Origin of the sequence: Gemmiger sp. An50, assembly GCF_002161595.1 — a bacterium.
Taxonomy (GTDB): domain Bacteria; phylum Bacillota; class Clostridia; order Oscillospirales; family Ruminococcaceae; genus Allofournierella.
In genome coordinates, this window is record NZ_NFID01000004.1 from 60,466 (window position 1) to 77,622 (window position 17,157).

The window sequence follows — 17,157 nt, forward strand, 5'->3', positions numbered from 1 at the left end:
GCCGGGGAGAAGGCCCCGGCGTATTTTCTGGCTTTAGTCTACTTCTCGCCTGTTGCCGCAAAGAGCGCGGAGTGTTGCGGAGCGGTAAAAACTTATTGCAAAGTTGTAAAAGTCACCGTGGCCCGGGTGCCCCGGCCCGGCTGGCTCTCGAATTCCAGCTGTGCGCCGTGGCGGCGGGCGATGGCGAAGCAGAGCGAAAGACCCAGCCCGGCCCCGCCCTCGGCCCGGCTGCGGGCCTTGTCCGCCCGGTAGAAGGGTTCGCCCAGATGGGCCAGCGTCTCCCGGTCCATGCCCCGGCCGTCGTCGGTCACCACGAACAGCACCCGGCCCGGCGCACGGTGAGCCAGCAGCCGCACCCGGCCCCCGGCGGCGCAGGCCTTCACCCCATTGTCGCACAGGTTCACCAGCAGGCTTTCCAGCAGAACCTCGTCGGCCGAAAGCTCCACCGGTCCGTCGGGGGGCGGCACCGCAAAGTCCACCTGGCGGGCCCGGGCCTTGGGGCCGATGGTCCGCGCCACCCGGTGCAGCAGCTGGGCTGCATCCACCGGAACCAGCTCCAGCGGCTCGCTGCGCAGCACGCTCAGCTTCAAAAGCTGTTGGCTCAGCGCCAGCACCCGGCGGCTCTCGAACAGGATGGTATCGGTGGCCTCCATCAGCTCTTCCGGATCCATCTGGGCCCGCTGCATGGTTTCGGCCCAGCCGCCGATGGCGGTGAGCGGGGTGCGCATCTCGTGGGCCAGGTTGTCGATCAGCTGCTGCTTCTGGCTGGCGGCGGTCTCCAGCTCGTCGATCTTGTGCTGCACCTGGCCCGCCATCTGGTTCATGGCCCGGCCCAGCTCACCTACCTCGTCCTGCCGCTTATCCGGCGCACGGGCGGCAAGGTCGCCCGCCGCAATGGCCCGGGCGGTGCCGGTCACCTGGGCAAGCGGCCGGTACATCCGGGCAAGCACCAGATACAAAGCGATGGCAAACACGCCGCTCACCACTCCGCCGATGATGAGAAACAGCAGCCGGATGCGGGCCCACTCCTGATAAAACCCCTCCATGGGGAAGGCGCAGGTGACGATGGTATCCGGCGAAACGGTGGACAGCCGGGAGGAGACGAACAGCTGCCGCCCCTCCTCAGTGGGCAGCACCAGATAGACCCGCTGGCCCTCGGGAACCTCCGGCCGGGTGCGTTCGCCCTCCACGGCGGGTAGGGTGGAATAGGCCACAGTGCCGTTTTCCGCCACTTCCAGCGGGATGCCGCCGCCCGCGTACTGAGTGGCGTAGTATTCATACAGATTGGGCAGCGCCGCCGGGCGGGAGGCCGCCACGGCCTGGGCGTCCTGCACAAGGCTCTGCATCAGGTATTGCTGCTGGGCCAGGGCCTCGTTTACGGTGGAGGAAAAATTTTGCCGCTGGCCCAGGCTGAACACCGCCCCGATGCTGCCCGCAAGGCAGCAGAGAAACAGCGCCAACGTGGCCAGATAGGTTTTCTGCCAGTATTTCAGGGTGATCTTTTTCATGAAAAAGCCCCTTTCAGCGGGTGCTGAGCCGGTAGCCCAGCTTGTAAACGGTCTGGATGCGGTTTTCCAGCTCCAGCTTTTTGCGCAGCCGCTGGATGTGGGCGTCCACCGTGCGGCTCTCGCCCTCATAGTCGTAGCCCCAGGCCAGGTTCAGCAGCTTTTCCCGGCTGAGGGCCAGATTCCGGTTGGTGATGAGCACCTCCAGCAGGCTGTATTCCTGGGGTGTGAGGGGAACTTCTTCCTCCCGCAGAAAGACCCGGTGGGCGTCCAGGTCCACCCGCAGCTCGTCCAGCGTGAAGGTGCGGGCGGATTTGCCGCCCCGCCGCAGCACGATCTCCACCCGGGCCAGCAGCTCCAGCACCTCGAAGGGCTTCACGATGTAGTCCTCCGCGCCAAGGCCCAGCCCCTGCAGCTTGTCCGACAGACTGGTCTTGGCGGTCACGAAGATCACCGGCAGCCCGGCGGGCAGCTTGGCCTTCACGGCAAAGCCGTCCAGCCCGGGGAGCATCACGTCCAGCAGCACCAGATCAAAGGCCTGGCTTTGGGCCAGCTCCAGCGCCTCGGGGCCGGTGAAGGCCTGGGCGCAGCTGTGGCCCACCAGCTTTAAAATAGAGCGGATCAGATTGTTGATGGCGGTTTCGTCTTCGGCGATGAGAATGTGTGCCATGGAGCGGGTCTTCCTTTCTGCGCACGGCTGAGAGCGTGGATATTCTGCCTTTATATTATAAAGAACTTGTTGCGAACTTGTCATGGCTTTGGTCAAATTACCGAATTTGCGCCAAACAAATAACGATGGTCGACACGGCGGTGCAATCGTGCTATACTGTTCTGGTTTTCAAGAGTTTTTATGAGGGCCGATGCCCCCGGGAGTGAATTTTAGAAAAGAGGTTTTTGTGATATGTCGCGTTCCGTCAGCGCGGAAAACCAGATCACCCAGGGCGTGATCTGGAAGCAGATCCTGGTGTTCTTTTTCCCCATCCTGTTCGGTACCTTTTTCCAGCAGCTTTACAATACCTTCGACGCCATCATTGTGGGCCAGTTCGTGGGCAAGCAGGCGTTGGCCGCGGTGGGCGGCGGCACCAGCAACCTGGTGAACATTGTGGTCAACCTGTTCACCGGCGTGGCGGCCGGTACCACTGTGGTCGTGGCCCAGGGCGTGGGTGCACGGGACCCGGAACGGGTGCGCAAGACCGTGCACACCTCGGCAGCCATGTCGCTGCTGGGCGGTTTGGTGTTCACGGTGGTGGGCGTGCTGGCAGCCCGGCCCGCTCTGCTGGCCATGGGCACCCCGGACGATGTGATGGAATACGCGGTGCAGTATCTGATCGCCTACTGCCTGGGCATGATCCCCTCCTTCTTCTACAACGTGGGCGCGGGCATTCTGCGCGCGGTGGGCGACACCAAGCGCCCGCTGTACTTCTTGATCGCGGCCTGTCTGGTAAACATCGTGCTGGACATCCTGTTCGTGGCAGTGATGGGCATGGGCGCACTGGGCGCAGGCCTTGCCACCATGATCTCCCAGTGGGTGAGCGCCGTGCTGGTGTACATCTCGCTGGCGGGCACCTCGGCCATCTACCGGCTGGAGAAAAGCCAGCTGGGCTTCGATAAGGCCAGCCTGAGCCGGGTGCTGCAGGTGGGCATCCCGGCGGGCATCCAGGGCAACATGTACGCCATTTCCAACGTGATTTTGCAAAGCTGCATCAACTCCTTCGGCACCGACACGGTGGCCGCATGGACCAGCTTTTCCAAGGTGGACGGCTTCTTCTGGATGGTCAGCGGCGCTTACGGCATCGCCATCACCACCTTCGCGGGCCAGAACTACGGCGCGGGGCTGTACAGCCGGGTGCGCAAGAGCGTAAACGTGTGTCTGGCTATGTGCGCGGGCACCGCGGTGGCCATGAGCGTATTGATGGTCAGCTGCTCGGGAATTTTCCTGCGCATGTTCACCCAGGACCAGGCCGTGCTGGAGATCGGCACTGTGATGGTCCGCCATATGATGCCCTATTACGTGACCTTCGTGTGCATCGAGATTCTGTCCGGCGCGATCCGTGGCTGCGGTCAGGCGCTGATCCCCATGATCCTTACCGGCAGCGGCGTGTGCGGTTTGCGTATTTTGTGGGTGTTCCTGGTGACTCCCTTCCGCAAGGAGATCACCACCGTGCTGGTCAGCTATCCCATCAGCTGGGTCATCACCAGCATCTGCTTTGTGATCTATTACAAGTGCGGCAAATGGCTGCCCAAGGAGGACCGCCAGCCCGCGGTCTCCGCTGAGGCCTGATTCCAAGAGCAAATAAAAAAGAGGAAGCCCATGCGGGCTTCCTCTTTTTTGCTTGCTTGCATTTGGGGGGATGGGGGAGATTTACTTCGAGAACACGCTCAGATCGGCGGTCTTGCCCGGGTAGATCCCCATGGGCTCGTAGTGGGGGGTGACCACGCTCACGATGTGGGTGCCCTGCTCGGCGTTAAAGTCATCCAGGTAGGGCTGGTGCTGGAAGTAGTTGGCATCCAGGCTGCCGTCCTCCACGGCGGTGTTGGGCATCACGTAGTCGTCGAATTCCACGATCTCCAGGGTCACGTTGTGCTCGGCCAGAATGGGAGCGGCGTACTCCAGGATCTCGGCGTGGGGGCTGGGGGAAGCGCCCACCTTCAGGGTGACGGGCTCGGCAATCTCGGGGATGGCGGCGTCGGTTGCGCCCATGGGCATCACCACGCCGTTGTAGTTTTCAGCGATCCAATCCTGCACGTCCTGGCTCACCAGCACGGCGGCCAGCGCCTGGATGGCGGGCTCATTCTCCCGGCCTTCCTTCACGGCCAGCACGTTGCCGTAGGTCTGGGCGGCTACGCTCTCGGCGTCCTCGCTCACCAGAACGGTGTCGCCGATGCCAGCGCCGGAGGCGTAGTTGCCGTTGATCACGGCGAAGTCCAGATCGGGCAGGCTGCTGGGCAGGGCCGCGGCCTCCATGGGAACGATCTCCACATTGTAGGGGTTTTCGGCAATGTCCCGCTCGGTGGCCTCCAGGCCAACGCCCTCGGTCAGGGTCAGGATGCCCTGCTCCTGCAGCAGCTGCAACGCGCGGCCGCCGTTGGTGGCGTCTGCCGGGATGCCGATCTTGTAGCCGCCGGACTTGCCGCCGCAGGCGGCCAGGCTCAGGGCCAGCACGGCGCACAGAGCCAGAGAAATCAGTTTTTTCATGATACACACTCCTCTATGTTGATGGGTTGAAATAAGTGTTATAAAACGAAAACAGCACCCGGCTCAAGGCTCGCGCGCCGCCCGAAGCGGGGCGCTGTTTTTTCAGAAGGGGATCAGCGGTTGCGTTTGTCGGCCTTGCGGGCCAGCAGGTTGCACACGCTCTGGATGATGCACACCAGGATGACCACCAGAACGATGGTGGCGTACATCACGTCGCTCTGGTAACGCTGGTAGCCGAAGCGGAAGGCAATGTTGCCAAGGCCGCCCGCACCCACAGCGCCGGTCACAGCGGTGTAGCCGAAGATGGTGATGATGGTGATGGACAGGCCCCGCAGCAGGCTGGGCACGCTTTCCACCAGCAGCACCCGGGTGATGATCTGCCAGTTGGTGGCGCCCATGCAGCGGGCGGCCTCCACCACGCCGGCGTCGATCTCCTCCAGGCTCTGCTCCACCATGCGGGCCACGAAGGGCGCCGCCGCGATGGACAGGGGAACGTTGGCGGCAGTAGCGCCGATGGAGGTTCCCGCGATCAGCCGGGTGCAGGGGAGAACGAAGAAAATCAGAATCATGAAGGGGATGCTGCGGAACAGGTTCACGAACCAGCCGAACACCGCGTTGAAGCGGGGGGCGGCCATGATGCCGCCGGACTTGGTGGTGGTGAGCAGCACGCCCAGGGGCAGGCCGATCAGATAGGCCACCAGGGTGGGAACAAAGGTCATGTAAAGGGTTTCCAGCGTGCCCTCCCACAAAAGGCTGCCGTACTCCGCGAAAAATTCTGCCATGGGTTTATTCCTCCTTGCCCAGCAAAAGGCGGGCCACGTCGCTTTGCGGGTGTTCAAAAATCTGAGCCGTGTCGCCCTGCTCCACAAAGCGGCCGCCGTCGATGACCACCATCCGGTTGCAGATGGCCTTGACCACCGCCAGCTCGTGGGTGATGATAATGACCGTCACGCCCAGCTTTTTGTTGATGGCCTGCAACAGCTCCAGCACGCTCTTGGTGGTGAGGGGGTCCAGGGCGCTGGTGGGCTCGTCGCACAGCAGTACCTGAGGGTTGGACGCCAGCGCCCGGGCCAGGGCCACACGCTGTTTCTGTCCGCCGGAAAGCTGGCTGGGATAGCTCTGCGCCTTATCCGCAAGGCCAACCAGCTCCAGCAGCTCGGCCACCCGCTTTTCCACCTCGTCCTTTTTGTAGGCGGTGAGCTTCAAGGGGAAGGCCACGTTCTCGGCCACGGTCTTCTGCATCAGCAGGTTGTAGCCCTGGAACACCACACCCATCTGGCGGCGGGCCTCCAGCAGTTCCTTGCCCTTCAGGTGGGCAAGGTCCTTGCCGTTCAAAAGAATCTGGCCCTCGGTGGGCTTTTCCAAAAGGCACAGGCAGCGCAGCAGGGTGCTTTTGCCCGCGCCGCTCATGCCGATGATGCCGAAGATGTCGCCATCCTGAATGGTGGTGGAAACATCCCGCAGGGCTTCCACCTTGTTGGCGCTTCCCGTGAAGATTTTGGTCAGATGTTTGATCTCAAACATGATTGCTTTCTTTCTCTCCTTTTTTCGGTCCGGCGGTAAAACGGCAAAACAAAAAGGCTGCCGTCCTTGCAACAAAACAAGGACGACAGCCTGTAACAGACTTCGTGGTACCACCTTGATTCACCGGCCCCTTGCGGGGACAACGGCCTTTCCGGCTGCGGCAGAAATGAACTGATTACAGCCTGACGCTTTAACGGGCGTTCCCGGCGGGCACTTAGAACTCCTGCTCTTCGCACACGCAGCTCCGAGACCATGTTCAGCTTCCTGTTCCCTGCCCGTTTCCACCGTCGGGGCTCTCTAGTAAGGGTCGATGCCGAAAGCCTACTCTTCTCTTCCTAGCTTTTGGATGATAGTATGCGTTTATGATACCGTCGAATTTACGGTTTGTCAAGCACTTTTTTGCGCGATATTACCAGAAAAACAAAAAATGCCCCGCTTTTTCGCCAAAAAGCGGGGCAGATAATCATAAATTGTGATTATTTATTCTCTTCCCAGATGGGGTGGTTCAGCACCCAGCGGCCGTACTCGTCCTTGTGGAAGATGTCGGTGTTGTAGAACTTATCCAGAATGGCCCAGAACTCGCTCTCGGTGTAGCCGCAGAATTCGCAGAAGTCACGCACGCACAGCGGGTCCAGCGCGCCATCCCGCTCCTTGATCAGGGGGATGGCCTCCTCGCGGGTCATCAGGCCGTAGCGGATGTAACGGGCGGTGTAGTCGGTGGCGGCGGCGTGGCCGAACTTGGGGTACTTCAGCCAGGAGTGCACCAGATAGGCGCGGGAGTCGATCTGGTCGAAGTTCTCCACGTGATGGCGGCGGTCCCACTCGTGGGTCAGGTCGTGGAAGCCGCGGCTCTTGGCCAGCTGATAGTTCTTGTAGCTGTTCCAGGGCAGGAAGTAGCTCATGTAGAAGGGGTCCAGCTTTGCCAGCTCCTCGGCGGTGGGGGCCTTGGTCAGAGCCAGGTCGTTGGCGGAAACGCCGTAGCTGAGCAGCTCCTCCTCGGGGAAACCGACGGCCACGCCGTTCTCGATCTGGCCGCGGGCGGAGTAGGTCTCCTCGTCGGCGTTGCCGCCGTACTCAAAGCTCACGTTCTCGCCGTAGCACAGCAGGGGAGTGTTGAACTTCAGCGCCATGTGCAGAGGGAAGGTGTAGATCAGCCGGTCCACGTACCAGGTGGGCTTGCCGTACTTTTCGAAGAAGGCGCGCATCAGGGTCTTCTGGGCCTTGATGTTGGGCTTGCAGCTGATGATGGTGCAGCCGAACTCCTCGCTGATGTTCTTCAGGTTGTGCTTGCCTGCCTCGGTCATGGGGAAGTTGTCCTCCACGCTGAACAGGATGGGGTTCATCTTCATGACCTCTTTCAGGATGTACACCTGGAAGTGGCTGTCCTTACCGCCGGACACAGCAACAGCGCAGTCGTAGCCGCCGGGGCCGTTGCAGCCGCGGTATTTGTCGCACAGGGCTTCAAATTCCTTCCAGCGGGCATCCCAGTCCACCTTCGAGCGGCTCTCGTAGTGGCGGCAGGCGCTGCAAACGCCCTCGGCATCGAAGGTGATGCCGGGCCGGGTGTCGGGCATGGTGCATTTTTTACAGTATTTCATGGGTCGGTCCCCTCCCTTGAAGTTAAGGCTTGCGCACAGGAGATTCCTGTGCCGTCGCTTCATTATAGCATGCCCTGGCCCATATTACAAATTCCCACCGGGTTGCCGGTGTGAAATTTATGATTTTTTTGCAAAACCGCGCGCCGCCCCGCCCGCAAAAGCGCCGGGCCCAAAAGGCCGGGCAAACGGCGCAAAACCGCCCGCCGCCGGGTTTGACCGGCCCCGGCGGCAAGCGGTATGATAACAGTAGAAAAATATCCGCATCCCATGGGCGGTGCTTTTCGTGATACAGCGCCAGTCCCGGGATGCCCGAGCAGGAAAGGAAGTGCTGTGGGATGAAAAAGCAGATACAAACTCCGTTCTGGGCGGGCCTTGCGGCCTGCGCTCTGCCGCTGGTGGCCGGGCTTTTGGCCTATGGCCGCCTGCCCGGGCAGATGGCGGTGCAGTGGAGCGGCGAAACCGGCGAGGTGACCAGCCTGATGAGCAAGCCCTGGGCGGTGATCGCCATTCCCATTGTGCTCATGGTGATGCACTGGGTGGTGTATGCCACGGTGCATAGCATGGTGCTTGGACCCCGGCTGATGGGTGCGCTGCGGGAGGGCCTTGGATGGCTGATTCCGCTGCTGAGCGTGGCCATGTACAGCGTGATTTATGGGGCGAATCTCACTGGCCGGATACAGGTTTTTGTGCTTCTGTTCAGCCTGATGGGGCTGGCAGTGCTGATCGTGGCGGCCCATGTGGCCGAGCTGCCCTTCGGCTCCCGCTGGGGCGTGCAGGACCGGTTTTCCATGGCCAGTGAAGAGAACTGGAACCATATCCACATGGTCACCGGAGGCATCTGGGGCCTGTGCGGTGTGGCGGTGATTCTGGGCAACTGGCTTTTGCCGCAGAATACCGGCAGGATAATGATCTGGCTGGTCTTCATGGGTGTGCCGGGACTCTATTCCCACTGGATGGGCCGCCGGATGCAGAACGGCTGATTCATACAAAAGCAGACGAAATGAACAACGCCCCGTCCCGGTTAAGGGACGGGGCGTTGCTGCGTTAAAAATCAGATTGGATCTTGGTGTAATTCGAATTGGAGCTCCAGTAATCGGAAACCGTGATCAGCGCGTGCATGGGGCGAGGAATCTGAACGGTAACGGCAGTGCCGTCGCTGCCGGTGGTCTGCACGTCCACCATGGTCTCGCCGGTCTCCACCAGGTAGACCTCCTGCCCGGGGACCTTGGCCAGGATGACAACCGGCCGCTGGCTGCCCATGGCGCTGGAATACGCCAGAGTGAAGGGGGGCTGCTCACCGGTGGCCGTGTCGATGGCAAAATAGCTGGTCTCGCCGGTCTCGTAATCGTCCAGGAGCATCAGCACATGGCCGTCCCGGCTGCTGCCCAGCAGGGCATCCTGGGCTTCGCTGAGGGGGTCCAGTTCACAGACCACAGTGTCGTCCAGGCTGGCGCAATCCAGCGCGTGCAGCTGATTTTGCGCAATGTAATACAGCTGCCCGTTCTCCAGCCGGTAGGTGGAAATATCCGGGGAGATGGTCAGCAGCTCCTCCTTTTGCAGGGAAGCGGCGTCCATCCGCAGAAAGACCCGCTGGCCCTGCTTGTTGTAGCTGCTCAGGATGAAGGCTTCGCCGCAGGCACCGGACAGGGTCTCGCCCACGGAATCGTCCAGCGTGCAAAGGGCGGTCATTTCGCCGCTGGTGAGATCAATGCATACCAGCTCCTTTGTGGTCTGGCCACCTTTGGTGGTCATCAGGTTGCAGTAAAGATTCTGGCCGTCGGTGATGTAGGGGTCGAACAGCTCCTGCCCGGATTCAAAACGGAGGATCGGGGTTCGTCCGCTGCCGTCCGGCTCCATAGTTTCAATGCGGGGCAAAGCGCCTTCGCCCAGATCCTGGCTGGAGGAGGGGGCGCCGGTGTAGACCAGCACCAGCTGCTCGCCCACTGCAAGAGGAACGTAACCACCGCCGGAAGCGGGCAGATTGGCCGGGCACTCCGGACCATTGTGCGGGCAGCCGGGGGAGGAGCAGAGGGGCAGCTCCACGCCCTTTGCAAAATCCAGATACATCAGGGTAACAGAGCCGTCCGAATTCTGAATGGGGTCAATGAAGTAATAGCCCTTGCTGGTGGCTGCGCCCATGTTCAGCTCACGCAGCGAGCTGCTCTGGGCAGGGCGGGATGGTTCCGAGGCCGCCACGGAGCCGCCGGTGCTTGCGGCGGGTGATTCTGCCGGTTCCTGCGCGCCGCAGGCAGAAAGGGCTGCCAGCAGCGCCGCACACAAAAGAAAACAAAAACCACGGTTTAACATATTGCTTCCTCCTTTTGGGGGTGTTTGAATCCGTGGCTTTACTGTAACAGGAAAGCGGCATCAAAATCCGGTATCAAACTGTAACGGAAGTGTAAATTTGGAGACAAATAAAAACAGCGCGGCATTTTCGCTCCCAAACAGGAGAAAACGCCGCGCTGTGCGGTTTTGAACGATGAGGTTAACCGGCCGAGAACTGCTTTTTGCACCGAACGAGCAGGAAGGCCAGCAGAGCGATGGCCTGTACGCCGATGCCCAGGATGGTGGCCCAGGCCGCACCGTACACATCGAAAGCGCGCAGCAAAGGCTGGCTGGCCAGAAGGGCAGCGGCAAGGCCCGCCAGATTGCCCAGAATCAGGCCCCACATCTCCCGGGCGATGGTGAGCAGGTGACACAGTACCGTGGCCGCCACTGTGCAGACGGTGGCCAGCACCAGCGGCTGCAGCAGGGGCGCATAGTCCAGCACCTCGGGGGTGGTGGGGTACAGAATCGAAAGCCCCCAGCGGCCCAGCAGAGCCACGCCGATGGTGCCGGCGATCCACAGGGCCACCAGGGCCGCGCCCAGCAGGCGCAGTCCCTTGTAAAAGCCCTTGCCGTTCCGGTCGGTCCACAGGTGGGCGAAGGTGGTGATGAAGGGCACGAACAGGTAGATCACCGCCACCTGTAAGATCATCACCGGCAGGAAAACGTTATTGAAATAACCCAGCTTCACGCTGCCCAGAATCCGCTCGCAGTAGTAGCGGGGCACCGAGGCGATGGTGGTGTTCAAAAAGGCGTACACCGCCAGCGGCAGGCATTCCAGCAGCAGCGCCTTCACGCCTGCGCCGCCGGTGCGTCTGAAATCCGCCCGGCGGCGGGCCAGGGGAATATCCACCACCAGCACATAGGCGGCATTCAGCACGAACAGAATGGCCAGGGTGAGCACCAGGTCTTTGGTGAGCAGAAGACCCAGGGTCACGCTCAGGGCGGTCACGATGCCGCGCACCCCGAAGCTGATGCCCACGATGTCGATTCGCTCGGCCTTTTGCAGGTAGCCGTGCCACACATCGGACCAGCTCTCGATCAGCCGGTAGCCGGTGTAGAGGAAGATCACCCACCGCTGCTCGGCGGAATAGCTGTTGATAAACGAGAACACAAGGCAGCCCAGCCCCGCCGCCGTCAGGGTGATGTAGCGGCTGAACAGGTAGCTGCGGTCGGTGTATTTGCCCGACAGGTCCGACACCTGGAAGGTGCGCATACCATAGCTGGCGGCGGACAGACAGACGTTGGCGATGGTCATGCCGGTGGCCAGCAGGCCGTTGGCCTCGGCTCCGGCCAGGGCGGTGACCAGCAGGGTGATGGCTGCCTGGCAGATGTAGAACAAAAGGCTGCCCGCGGTATTGAACAGCACGTTGCGGCGCATCTGGCGTTCCATGTCCGGTCAGTTGCCCCCTTTCATCACAAAGGGACGGATCTTGTCCTCCATGGCCTTGATCTGCGCCTTGGGCACATAGGCTTTTTCCACATAACCGTAGATGCGCTGTGCAAAATCCGCCAGACCCTTGTGGAAGAAGAACACCTTTTTGGGTGGCAGACGCAGGGCGAACAGGATGTGCACGCCCCACAGCGCGAAGAATTTGAGCAGGTTGAAATGAGGCGTAAAGCCTTCGCCCATGGGCTCGTCCCGGGGCGGCTCCTTGTACACGGTCTCCAGCAGGTCCGCCATGCGGATGTAGGCGGGGGTCTCGCTGGGGTCGAAATAGCCCTCGATCACCTCTCTGGCAATGGGGAAGGGCGGGTTCTTGTCCGCCATGGCGGCGAGAAATTCCTCGTAGCTGGTCACGTAATGGGCTCCGGCATAGATCACCGGGTCATACTCGTGCTCGATGGGAGCTGGGCGCAGGATGTGGCAGCTCTTGCCCGCCATGTACACCTCAGCAATGGCGGTGCTCATCCAGATGGAGATGGAGTCCGCCGCCATGATCCAGTCCTTCACGCCGTAGGCAAAGATCACATGGAAGTTGGGCCGCTTTTTGGCCAGCTCGGCCAGCTGGGGGCTGTTCCATTCGCTGGGGTGGCGGCGGTAGACCAGCTCCACTTCCGGGTGCTGGCGCAGATACTCGTCGAACCAGCGCAGGGTCTCGGCCATGCTCACCCGGTTGGTGGCGGCAAAGCCGGTGAAGTCGGTGCCCGCCATCTCGCTCAGCTCTTTGACCTCCTGCTCGGTCATGCTGGCATAGCCGAAGCTGGAAATGTAAAGGTGCAGCTCCTTGGAGGCGTCCAGCCCGAACTCGGCGCACAGGTCTTTCTTGTTTTTGAAATAGCCGGAAAATTCCGGCCGCACGAAGTCCATCATCACCGCGCCGGTCACCGGGCAGTTTTTCTCCTCCATGCCGTGGGCGATCAGCCGGTCCGCGGTGCGGCGGCCCCAGCAGGTCTGCACGCACTTTTTGGCGTTGCCGTTAAAGTTGAACCAGTCGCCCTCCTCCTGGGTGTCGCTGAGCATCTGCTCCCAGTGCAGGTTCACGATCTTGTTCAGCCTGCCCACGTTGTTGTAAACGTGGCTGTTGATGGCTTCGTCGTCGTACATGCAGCTGGACACCAGCACCTTGGGCTTTTTCCAGGTGAAGTATTTCAGCTTTTTGCGGTCCAGCAGCTGGCGGATCTCGGCGGTATAGCCCCGCCGTTCCAGCTCCAGCTTTAAAAGAAGGTCGCTTTCGTATTCCCGCACCGTATGCTCGTAGAGGATCAGAAAATCAAGACTCACTTTTTTCTCTCCTTTTTTGGGGGCTTTTGGGGCAGCATCCGCCGGACTGGCGGGGTGCTGCTGTTAGCCCAGATCGGTGAACAGCTGCTCGGTCCACTGGGGCAGGCCGTAGCGCTCGTCCAGGTGGAAGCCGTCGTAGAATTGGGTGTCGTCGTCAAGGTCCGGCCGGTCGGTCCATTCGTAGTCCAGCACCGAGAAGCCCAGTTCGGCGGACTGTTCCGCCAGCTGAGGCAGCACGGTGGTTTCCATCTGCTCGGTGATGGTACCGCCTTCGCCGTACACGTCGCATACCTCGGTTTTCACGATATCCGCCATGGGGGCCAGCACCACGGTCAGCTTCACGCCCCGCTCGGCGCAGCGGGCGGCGGCCTCGTACAGCCGGTCCAGCTGGCTGGTGTTCAGCGCCCAGTTCTCGCATTTGGTGATCAGGGCGGCGGGGTACTCGGCCAGCAGGGTGTGAACCTCATACACCGTGCCGTCAGCGGCGGTGTAGTCCTGCGGGTAGACCCAGTCGCCGGTCTCGGGGGCGTCCACCCGGCCGGTGATCTGGTTTTGCAGGTTGGTGAGCATGTTCACGTTGTATTCCAGATTAAAGAAGTAGGCGAAGGGGTTGTTCAGGGTCTTTTCCAGGTTGCTCATCCGGTCGGTGTCGTAGCCCTGGTTGATGGTGTAGAAGGAAAAGCCGAAGATCACTTCCTCCAGGTTGGGATTGTTATCCAGCGCCCAGTTTAAAAGGTCGATGCCCTCCCGCAGCGACGCGCCGCCGAAGGCCAGATTCTGCCAGGGGCGGCCGCTGGTTTGTTCCACCAGATCCATGTCGAAGTGGGCAAAGCGGGAATCGCCGATGATGATGGAATTGCCGGGCTGGCGTTTGAAATCCTTCAGCCGGCTGATGGGGGCGTCGCTGTCGGTGTTCGGGTGCAGGCCGAAATAGTTGTTGGGCTCAAAGGCCGCAAACAGGCAGAAATACGCCAGCACCGGAACCAGCAGCAGCGCAAGGTTGCGTAAAATATGTTTCATGGGGCCGTGGGCTCCTTTCCGCGATTCGAATTAAAAACCGCCGTAGGCAAAGCTGCCCCCGGCAAAGCCGCCGTTCTGCATGATAAGACCGGCGAAGCTGAACAGCACCAGCGCGTAGTAAAGTGCCCAGCGCACAGCGGGCTTCTGGGCAGTGAGCACCAGCTCCTCGCTCTTGTTCTTGAACTGGAAGTTGCGCTGCCAGTCCAGCCAGAAGGCCAGGGCCAGGGTGCAGGCCAGCATCACAAGCCAGGCCGCGCCCATGAGGGTGTTGTTGTAGAAGCCGCCCAGAATGGCCTGCCAGCTCTCGGAGGCAAAGCGGGCGGGGGACCAGCCCGAGAACCAGCCCTTCAGAATGGCGAAGGCCTGGCCCACGCCATAGCTTTCGCCCTCCGGCTGGCCGATGGCGCTGCCCATGGCGAAGAACACCATGCTGAAATTCCAGAGCAGGAACACGCCCAGCCGCTTGGCCCACATCTGGCGGGCAGGGGCTTTCTTTTTGGGCTTGCCCAGCTTCTGATGCAGCAGCTCCTCACCCACCCGGTAGGCGGCCTGTAAAAGGCCCCAGATCACAAAGGGCAGGGTGTTGCCGTGCCAGAAGCCGGAGACAAAGAACACGCAGAATACACAGAACACCGGCGAGAACCGGGTGATCTTGCGGCCCAGCAGGGGCAGCTTGGAGGCATCCGCCCAGACCAGCGGGGTGAACAGATAGTCCTGCAGCCAGCTGGAAAGACTGATGTGCCACCGGCTCCAGAAGCCGGAGAAGTTGGTGGCAAAGAAGGGGGTCTTGAAGTTTTCCGGGATCTCCAGCCCCAGCAAGAGAGCGCTGGCCCGGGCCATCTGGGAATAACCCACGAAATCAAAGTAAAGATAAAAGGTGTAGCCGAGCGTGGCCGCCAGCAGCGCCGGGCCGCCGTGGCCGGGGATGTCGGCGAAGACCTGGCTCACGTACATCATCAGCACGTCTGCCACCGCCACCTTTTTGAAGAAGCCCAGGGCGAACAGCTGCAGCGCCCGCACGGTGCGGGCCGCGTCGAACCGGTGCTCCTCGTTCAGCTGGGGCAGCACCTTCTGGGCCCGGCAGATGGGTCCGGCGGTGATGGTGCCGAAAAAGCTGAGGAAGGCCGCCAGATTTACAAACCGCTTTTCGGCGGGCATGTCGCCCCGGCTCACGTCGATCAGGTAGGAGAGGGCAGCGAAGGTGTAGAAGCTGATGCCCAGCGGGAAGGGCAGGCGGTGCAGCACGCCCGGCGCAAAGGGCAGCACGGCCAGCGCCAGATTGAAATACTTGAACACCGCCAAAACTGCCAGCAGCACGATCACCGCCGCCGCCAGCCTGCGCCCGCGCTGTTCGGGCGGCGCGGCCTGCAGGCTCAGGCCCATGCGCCACACGAATACACAGCTGGCTGCCAGCAGGGCGATGGGCAGCGCCTGCCACAGGCCGGAAAAATCGCTGCCCGTGGGGCGGTTGCACCAATAGAAAACAAGGCTTGCCGCAAGCAGAAAATGATTTTGCCAGCGCCGGGGCATAAGCTTCAGGTACACAAAAGCCACCAGCGGCGCAAAGGCAAGGTAAGAAAGATTTTGAAAGCTCAAAACGGTTGCCCATCCTTTTTATTTCGGTATATTGCGGGAAAACCTTCCCAAACCCTCATTATACCGGCTTTTCTGGCCACTGTAAAGGAAAACAGGCTTCCAGGCGAGGGAGCGAAGGGAAGGGGTGCTGTTTTTAGGCAACGCCGCATAATTCCAGGAGGTGGAGCACGCCAGAAAATTTTTTGCGATATGAACCAAAAAGCGCAGGCAAGCCTTGGTGGCTTGGCGAGCATTTTTGGAAAATTCCACGGAAAATTTTGGCGCGATACGCCGCCTGAGGCGTTCGCCGTGAATTGTGCGGTGTTGTCTTTGTTGAAATTAATGGCGGTTTATATTATACTTAGTAACAACTAGGTAACAACCGAACCGGCCCCGACCCGCAGTGCGGCGGGCGGCGGCGCGGCTGGATATTTGGTATAAAAACAAACGAAGTTGCAAAGGAGATTCTGCGATATGGCGAACACTGTGATGGTCACCGGAGCCGACGGCTTCATCGGCAGCCACCTCACCGAAGAGCTGGTACGAAAGGGCGAGAAGGTCAAGGCCTTCTGCTACTACAATTCCTTCGGCACCTGGGGCTGGCTGGACACCCTGCCCAAGGAGATCAAAAACGAGATCGAGGTATTCATGGGCGACATCCGTGATCCCAACGGTGTGCGTCACGCCATGGAAGGGCAGGACATTGTGTATCACCTGGCGGCGCTGATCGCCATTCCCTTCAGCTACCACAGCCCGGACAGCTACGTGGACACCAACATCAAGGGCACCCTGAACGTGCTGAACGCGGCCCGTCAGGTGGGCACCAAGCGCCTCCTGGTCACCAGCACCAGCGAGGTGTACGGCACCGCCCAGTATGTACCCATCGACGAGAAGCACCCCTACCAGGGCCAGAGCCCCTATTCCGCCACCAAGATCGGCGCGGACCGTCTGGCCGAGAGCTTTTACCGCAGCTTTGATCTGCCGGTCACCATCGTGCGGCCCTTCAACACCTACGGCCCCCGCCAGAGCGCCCGGGCCGTGATCCCCACCATCATCACCCAGCTGCTCACCGGCGCCACCGAGATCAAGCTGGGCAGCCTGACCCCCACCCGTGACTTCAACTACGTGAAGGACACCGCGGCGGGCTTCATGGCGCTGGCGGGCTGCGAGGCAGCCATCGGCCAGGAGGTGAACATCGCCACCGGCGAGGAGCATTCCATCGGCGATCTGGCCAACGAGCTGATCCGCCAGATCAACCCCGAGGCCAAGATCGTGTGCGACGAGCAGCGCCTGCGCCCCGAGAAGAGCGAGGTCAACCGCCTGCTGGGCGATTCCACCAAGATCCGCTCCATGACCGACTGGAAACCCCAGTACACCTTCGAGCAGGGCCTGGCGGCAACCATCGAGTTCTTGAAAAACAACCTGGACCGCTACAAGCCGGACGTTTATAATCTGTAAGGCGATACCACATAATTTCAGGTGGTGGAGCGCGCCGGAAAATTTTTTGCGGGATGAACCAAAAAGCACATACAAGCCTTGGTGGCTTGGCGAGCATTTTTGGAAAATTCCACGGAAAATTTTGGCGCGATACGCCGCCTGAGCCGCCAGGCGTGAATTATGTGGTATTGCCATAAGCTCACGGGCAGGGCATGCCCCCGGGCTTGCCTTGCCATTGCCGGGCGGACTTTT

Annotated in this window: 15 protein-coding genes; 4 read left to right on the forward strand and 11 right to left on the reverse strand. The window is 61.0% G+C overall.

Going from position 1 to position 17,157, the window contains the following annotated elements; all coding sequences use genetic code 11:
• Positions 1–92 precede the first annotated feature (92 nt).
• Together B5G03_RS05460 and B5G03_RS05465 are read right to left on the reverse strand one after the other, a co-directional pair.
• Positions 93–1,508 carry a sensor histidine kinase gene (locus B5G03_RS05460; RefSeq protein ID WP_162613346.1) on the reverse strand — a complete coding sequence of 472 codons (1,416 nt, stop codon included), beginning with the start codon at positions 1,506–1,508 and terminating at the stop codon, positions 93–95.
• A gap of 13 nt (positions 1,509–1,521) precedes the next feature.
• The gene (locus B5G03_RS05465; RefSeq protein ID WP_087180751.1) at positions 1,522–2,175 is read right to left on the reverse strand and encodes a response regulator transcription factor; all 654 of its coding nucleotides are present in this window, start codon (positions 2,173–2,175) and stop codon (positions 1,522–1,524) included.
• 231 nt (positions 2,176–2,406) lie between these two features.
• Here B5G03_RS05465 and B5G03_RS05470 point away from each other — a divergent pair, with 231 nt between their 5' ends.
• Positions 2,407–3,786, forward strand: coding sequence for an MATE family efflux transporter (locus tag B5G03_RS05470; protein ID WP_087180752.1), 1,380 nt, complete (start codon positions 2,407–2,409; stop codon positions 3,784–3,786).
• A gap of 81 nt (positions 3,787–3,867) precedes the next feature.
• Here B5G03_RS05470 and B5G03_RS05475 read toward each other — a convergent pair whose 3' ends face one another.
• From B5G03_RS05475 to B5G03_RS05490, 4 genes are all read right to left on the reverse strand, one after another.
• Entirely contained in the window at positions 3,868–4,701 is an 834-nt protein-coding gene (locus B5G03_RS05475) for a MetQ/NlpA family ABC transporter substrate-binding protein (protein ID WP_087180753.1), read from the reverse strand.
• A gap of 113 nt (positions 4,702–4,814) precedes the next feature.
• Positions 4,815–5,483, reverse strand: a complete 669-nt coding sequence (locus B5G03_RS05480; RefSeq protein WP_087180754.1) for a methionine ABC transporter permease — start codon at positions 5,481–5,483, stop codon at positions 4,815–4,817.
• Between the two features lie 4 nt (positions 5,484–5,487).
• Positions 5,488–6,225 carry a methionine ABC transporter ATP-binding protein gene (locus tag B5G03_RS05485; protein WP_087180755.1) on the reverse strand — a complete coding sequence of 246 codons (738 nt, stop codon included), beginning with the start codon at positions 6,223–6,225 and terminating at the stop codon, positions 5,488–5,490.
• A 476-nt stretch (positions 6,226–6,701) separates the two neighbouring features.
• The gene (locus tag B5G03_RS05490) at positions 6,702–7,823 is read right to left on the reverse strand and encodes an N-acetyl sugar amidotransferase (protein WP_087180756.1); all 1,122 of its coding nucleotides are present in this window, start codon (positions 7,821–7,823) and stop codon (positions 6,702–6,704) included.
• A gap of 335 nt (positions 7,824–8,158) precedes the next feature.
• Between B5G03_RS05490 and B5G03_RS05495 the strand changes: the two genes are divergently transcribed.
• Entirely contained in the window at positions 8,159–8,803 is a 645-nt protein-coding gene (locus B5G03_RS05495; RefSeq protein WP_162613347.1) for a DUF1648 domain-containing protein, read from the forward strand.
• 64 nt (positions 8,804–8,867) lie between these two features.
• On the opposite strand, the gene B5G03_RS05500 is transcribed toward B5G03_RS05495, so the two are convergent.
• The 5 genes from B5G03_RS05500 to B5G03_RS05520 all read right to left on the reverse strand — a co-directional run bounded on the left by B5G03_RS05500 (position 8,868) and on the right by B5G03_RS05520 (position 15,489).
• Positions 8,868–10,130, reverse strand: a complete 1,263-nt coding sequence (locus tag B5G03_RS05500) for a hypothetical protein (RefSeq protein WP_087180758.1) — start codon at positions 10,128–10,130, stop codon at positions 8,868–8,870.
• A 178-nt stretch (positions 10,131–10,308) separates the two neighbouring features.
• Positions 10,309–11,541, reverse strand: coding sequence for a lipopolysaccharide biosynthesis protein (locus B5G03_RS05505; RefSeq protein ID WP_087180759.1), 1,233 nt, complete (start codon positions 11,539–11,541; stop codon positions 10,309–10,311).
• Positions 11,542–11,547: 6 nt separating this feature from the next.
• Complete coding sequence (locus B5G03_RS05510; protein ID WP_087180760.1) at positions 11,548–12,873, reverse strand: surface carbohydrate biosynthesis protein; 1,326 nt, start codon at positions 12,871–12,873, stop codon at positions 11,548–11,550.
• A 63-nt stretch (positions 12,874–12,936) separates the two neighbouring features.
• On the reverse strand, positions 12,937–13,893 hold the full coding sequence (locus B5G03_RS05515) for a hypothetical protein (protein WP_087180761.1): 957 nt from the start codon (positions 13,891–13,893) through the stop codon (positions 12,937–12,939).
• Positions 13,894–13,923: 30 nt separating this feature from the next.
• The gene (locus tag B5G03_RS05520) at positions 13,924–15,489 is read right to left on the reverse strand and encodes an MBOAT family O-acyltransferase (protein WP_087180762.1); all 1,566 of its coding nucleotides are present in this window, start codon (positions 15,487–15,489) and stop codon (positions 13,924–13,926) included.
• Between B5G03_RS05520 and B5G03_RS16985 the strand changes: the two genes are divergently transcribed.
• Entirely contained in the window at positions 15,478–15,843 is a 366-nt protein-coding gene (locus B5G03_RS16985; protein WP_140401641.1) for a hypothetical protein, read from the forward strand. The two genes, B5G03_RS05520 and B5G03_RS16985, sit on opposite strands and share 12 nt — an antisense overlap.
• A 99-nt stretch (positions 15,844–15,942) precedes the next feature.
• Positions 15,943–16,926 carry an NAD-dependent 4,6-dehydratase LegB gene (locus B5G03_RS05525; RefSeq protein ID WP_087180763.1) on the forward strand — a complete coding sequence of 328 codons (984 nt, stop codon included), beginning with the start codon at positions 15,943–15,945 and terminating at the stop codon, positions 16,924–16,926.
• Positions 16,927–17,157: the final 231 nt, after the last annotated feature.

Bases quoted from the DNA above. Each gene is read 5' to 3' on its own strand.
- B5G03_RS05460 (WP_162613346.1), bottom strand. From the start codon at position 1,508: ATGAAAAAGATCACCCTGAAATACTGGCAGAAAACCTATCTGGCCACG.
- B5G03_RS05465 (WP_087180751.1), bottom strand. From the start codon at position 2,175: ATGGCACACATTCTCATCGCCGAAGACGAAACCGCCATCAACAATCTG.
- B5G03_RS05470 (WP_087180752.1), top strand. From the start codon at position 2,407: ATGTCGCGTTCCGTCAGCGCGGAAAACCAGATCACCCAGGGCGTGATC.
- B5G03_RS05475 (WP_087180753.1), bottom strand. From the start codon at position 4,701: ATGAAAAAACTGATTTCTCTGGCTCTGTGCGCCGTGCTGGCCCTGAGC.
- B5G03_RS05480 (WP_087180754.1), bottom strand. From the start codon at position 5,483: ATGGCAGAATTTTTCGCGGAGTACGGCAGCCTTTTGTGGGAGGGCACG.
- B5G03_RS05485 (WP_087180755.1), bottom strand. From the start codon at position 6,225: ATGTTTGAGATCAAACATCTGACCAAAATCTTCACGGGAAGCGCCAAC.
- B5G03_RS05490 (WP_087180756.1), bottom strand. From the start codon at position 7,823: ATGAAATACTGTAAAAAATGCACCATGCCCGACACCCGGCCCGGCATC.
- B5G03_RS05495 (WP_162613347.1), top strand. From the start codon at position 8,159: ATGAAAAAGCAGATACAAACTCCGTTCTGGGCGGGCCTTGCGGCCTGC.
- B5G03_RS05500 (WP_087180758.1), bottom strand. From the start codon at position 10,130: ATGTTAAACCGTGGTTTTTGTTTTCTTTTGTGTGCGGCGCTGCTGGCA.
- B5G03_RS05505 (WP_087180759.1), bottom strand. From the start codon at position 11,541: ATGGAACGCCAGATGCGCCGCAACGTGCTGTTCAATACCGCGGGCAGC.
- B5G03_RS05515 (WP_087180761.1), bottom strand. From the start codon at position 13,893: ATGAAACATATTTTACGCAACCTTGCGCTGCTGCTGGTTCCGGTGCTG.
- B5G03_RS05525 (WP_087180763.1), top strand. From the start codon at position 15,943: ATGGCGAACACTGTGATGGTCACCGGAGCCGACGGCTTCATCGGCAGC.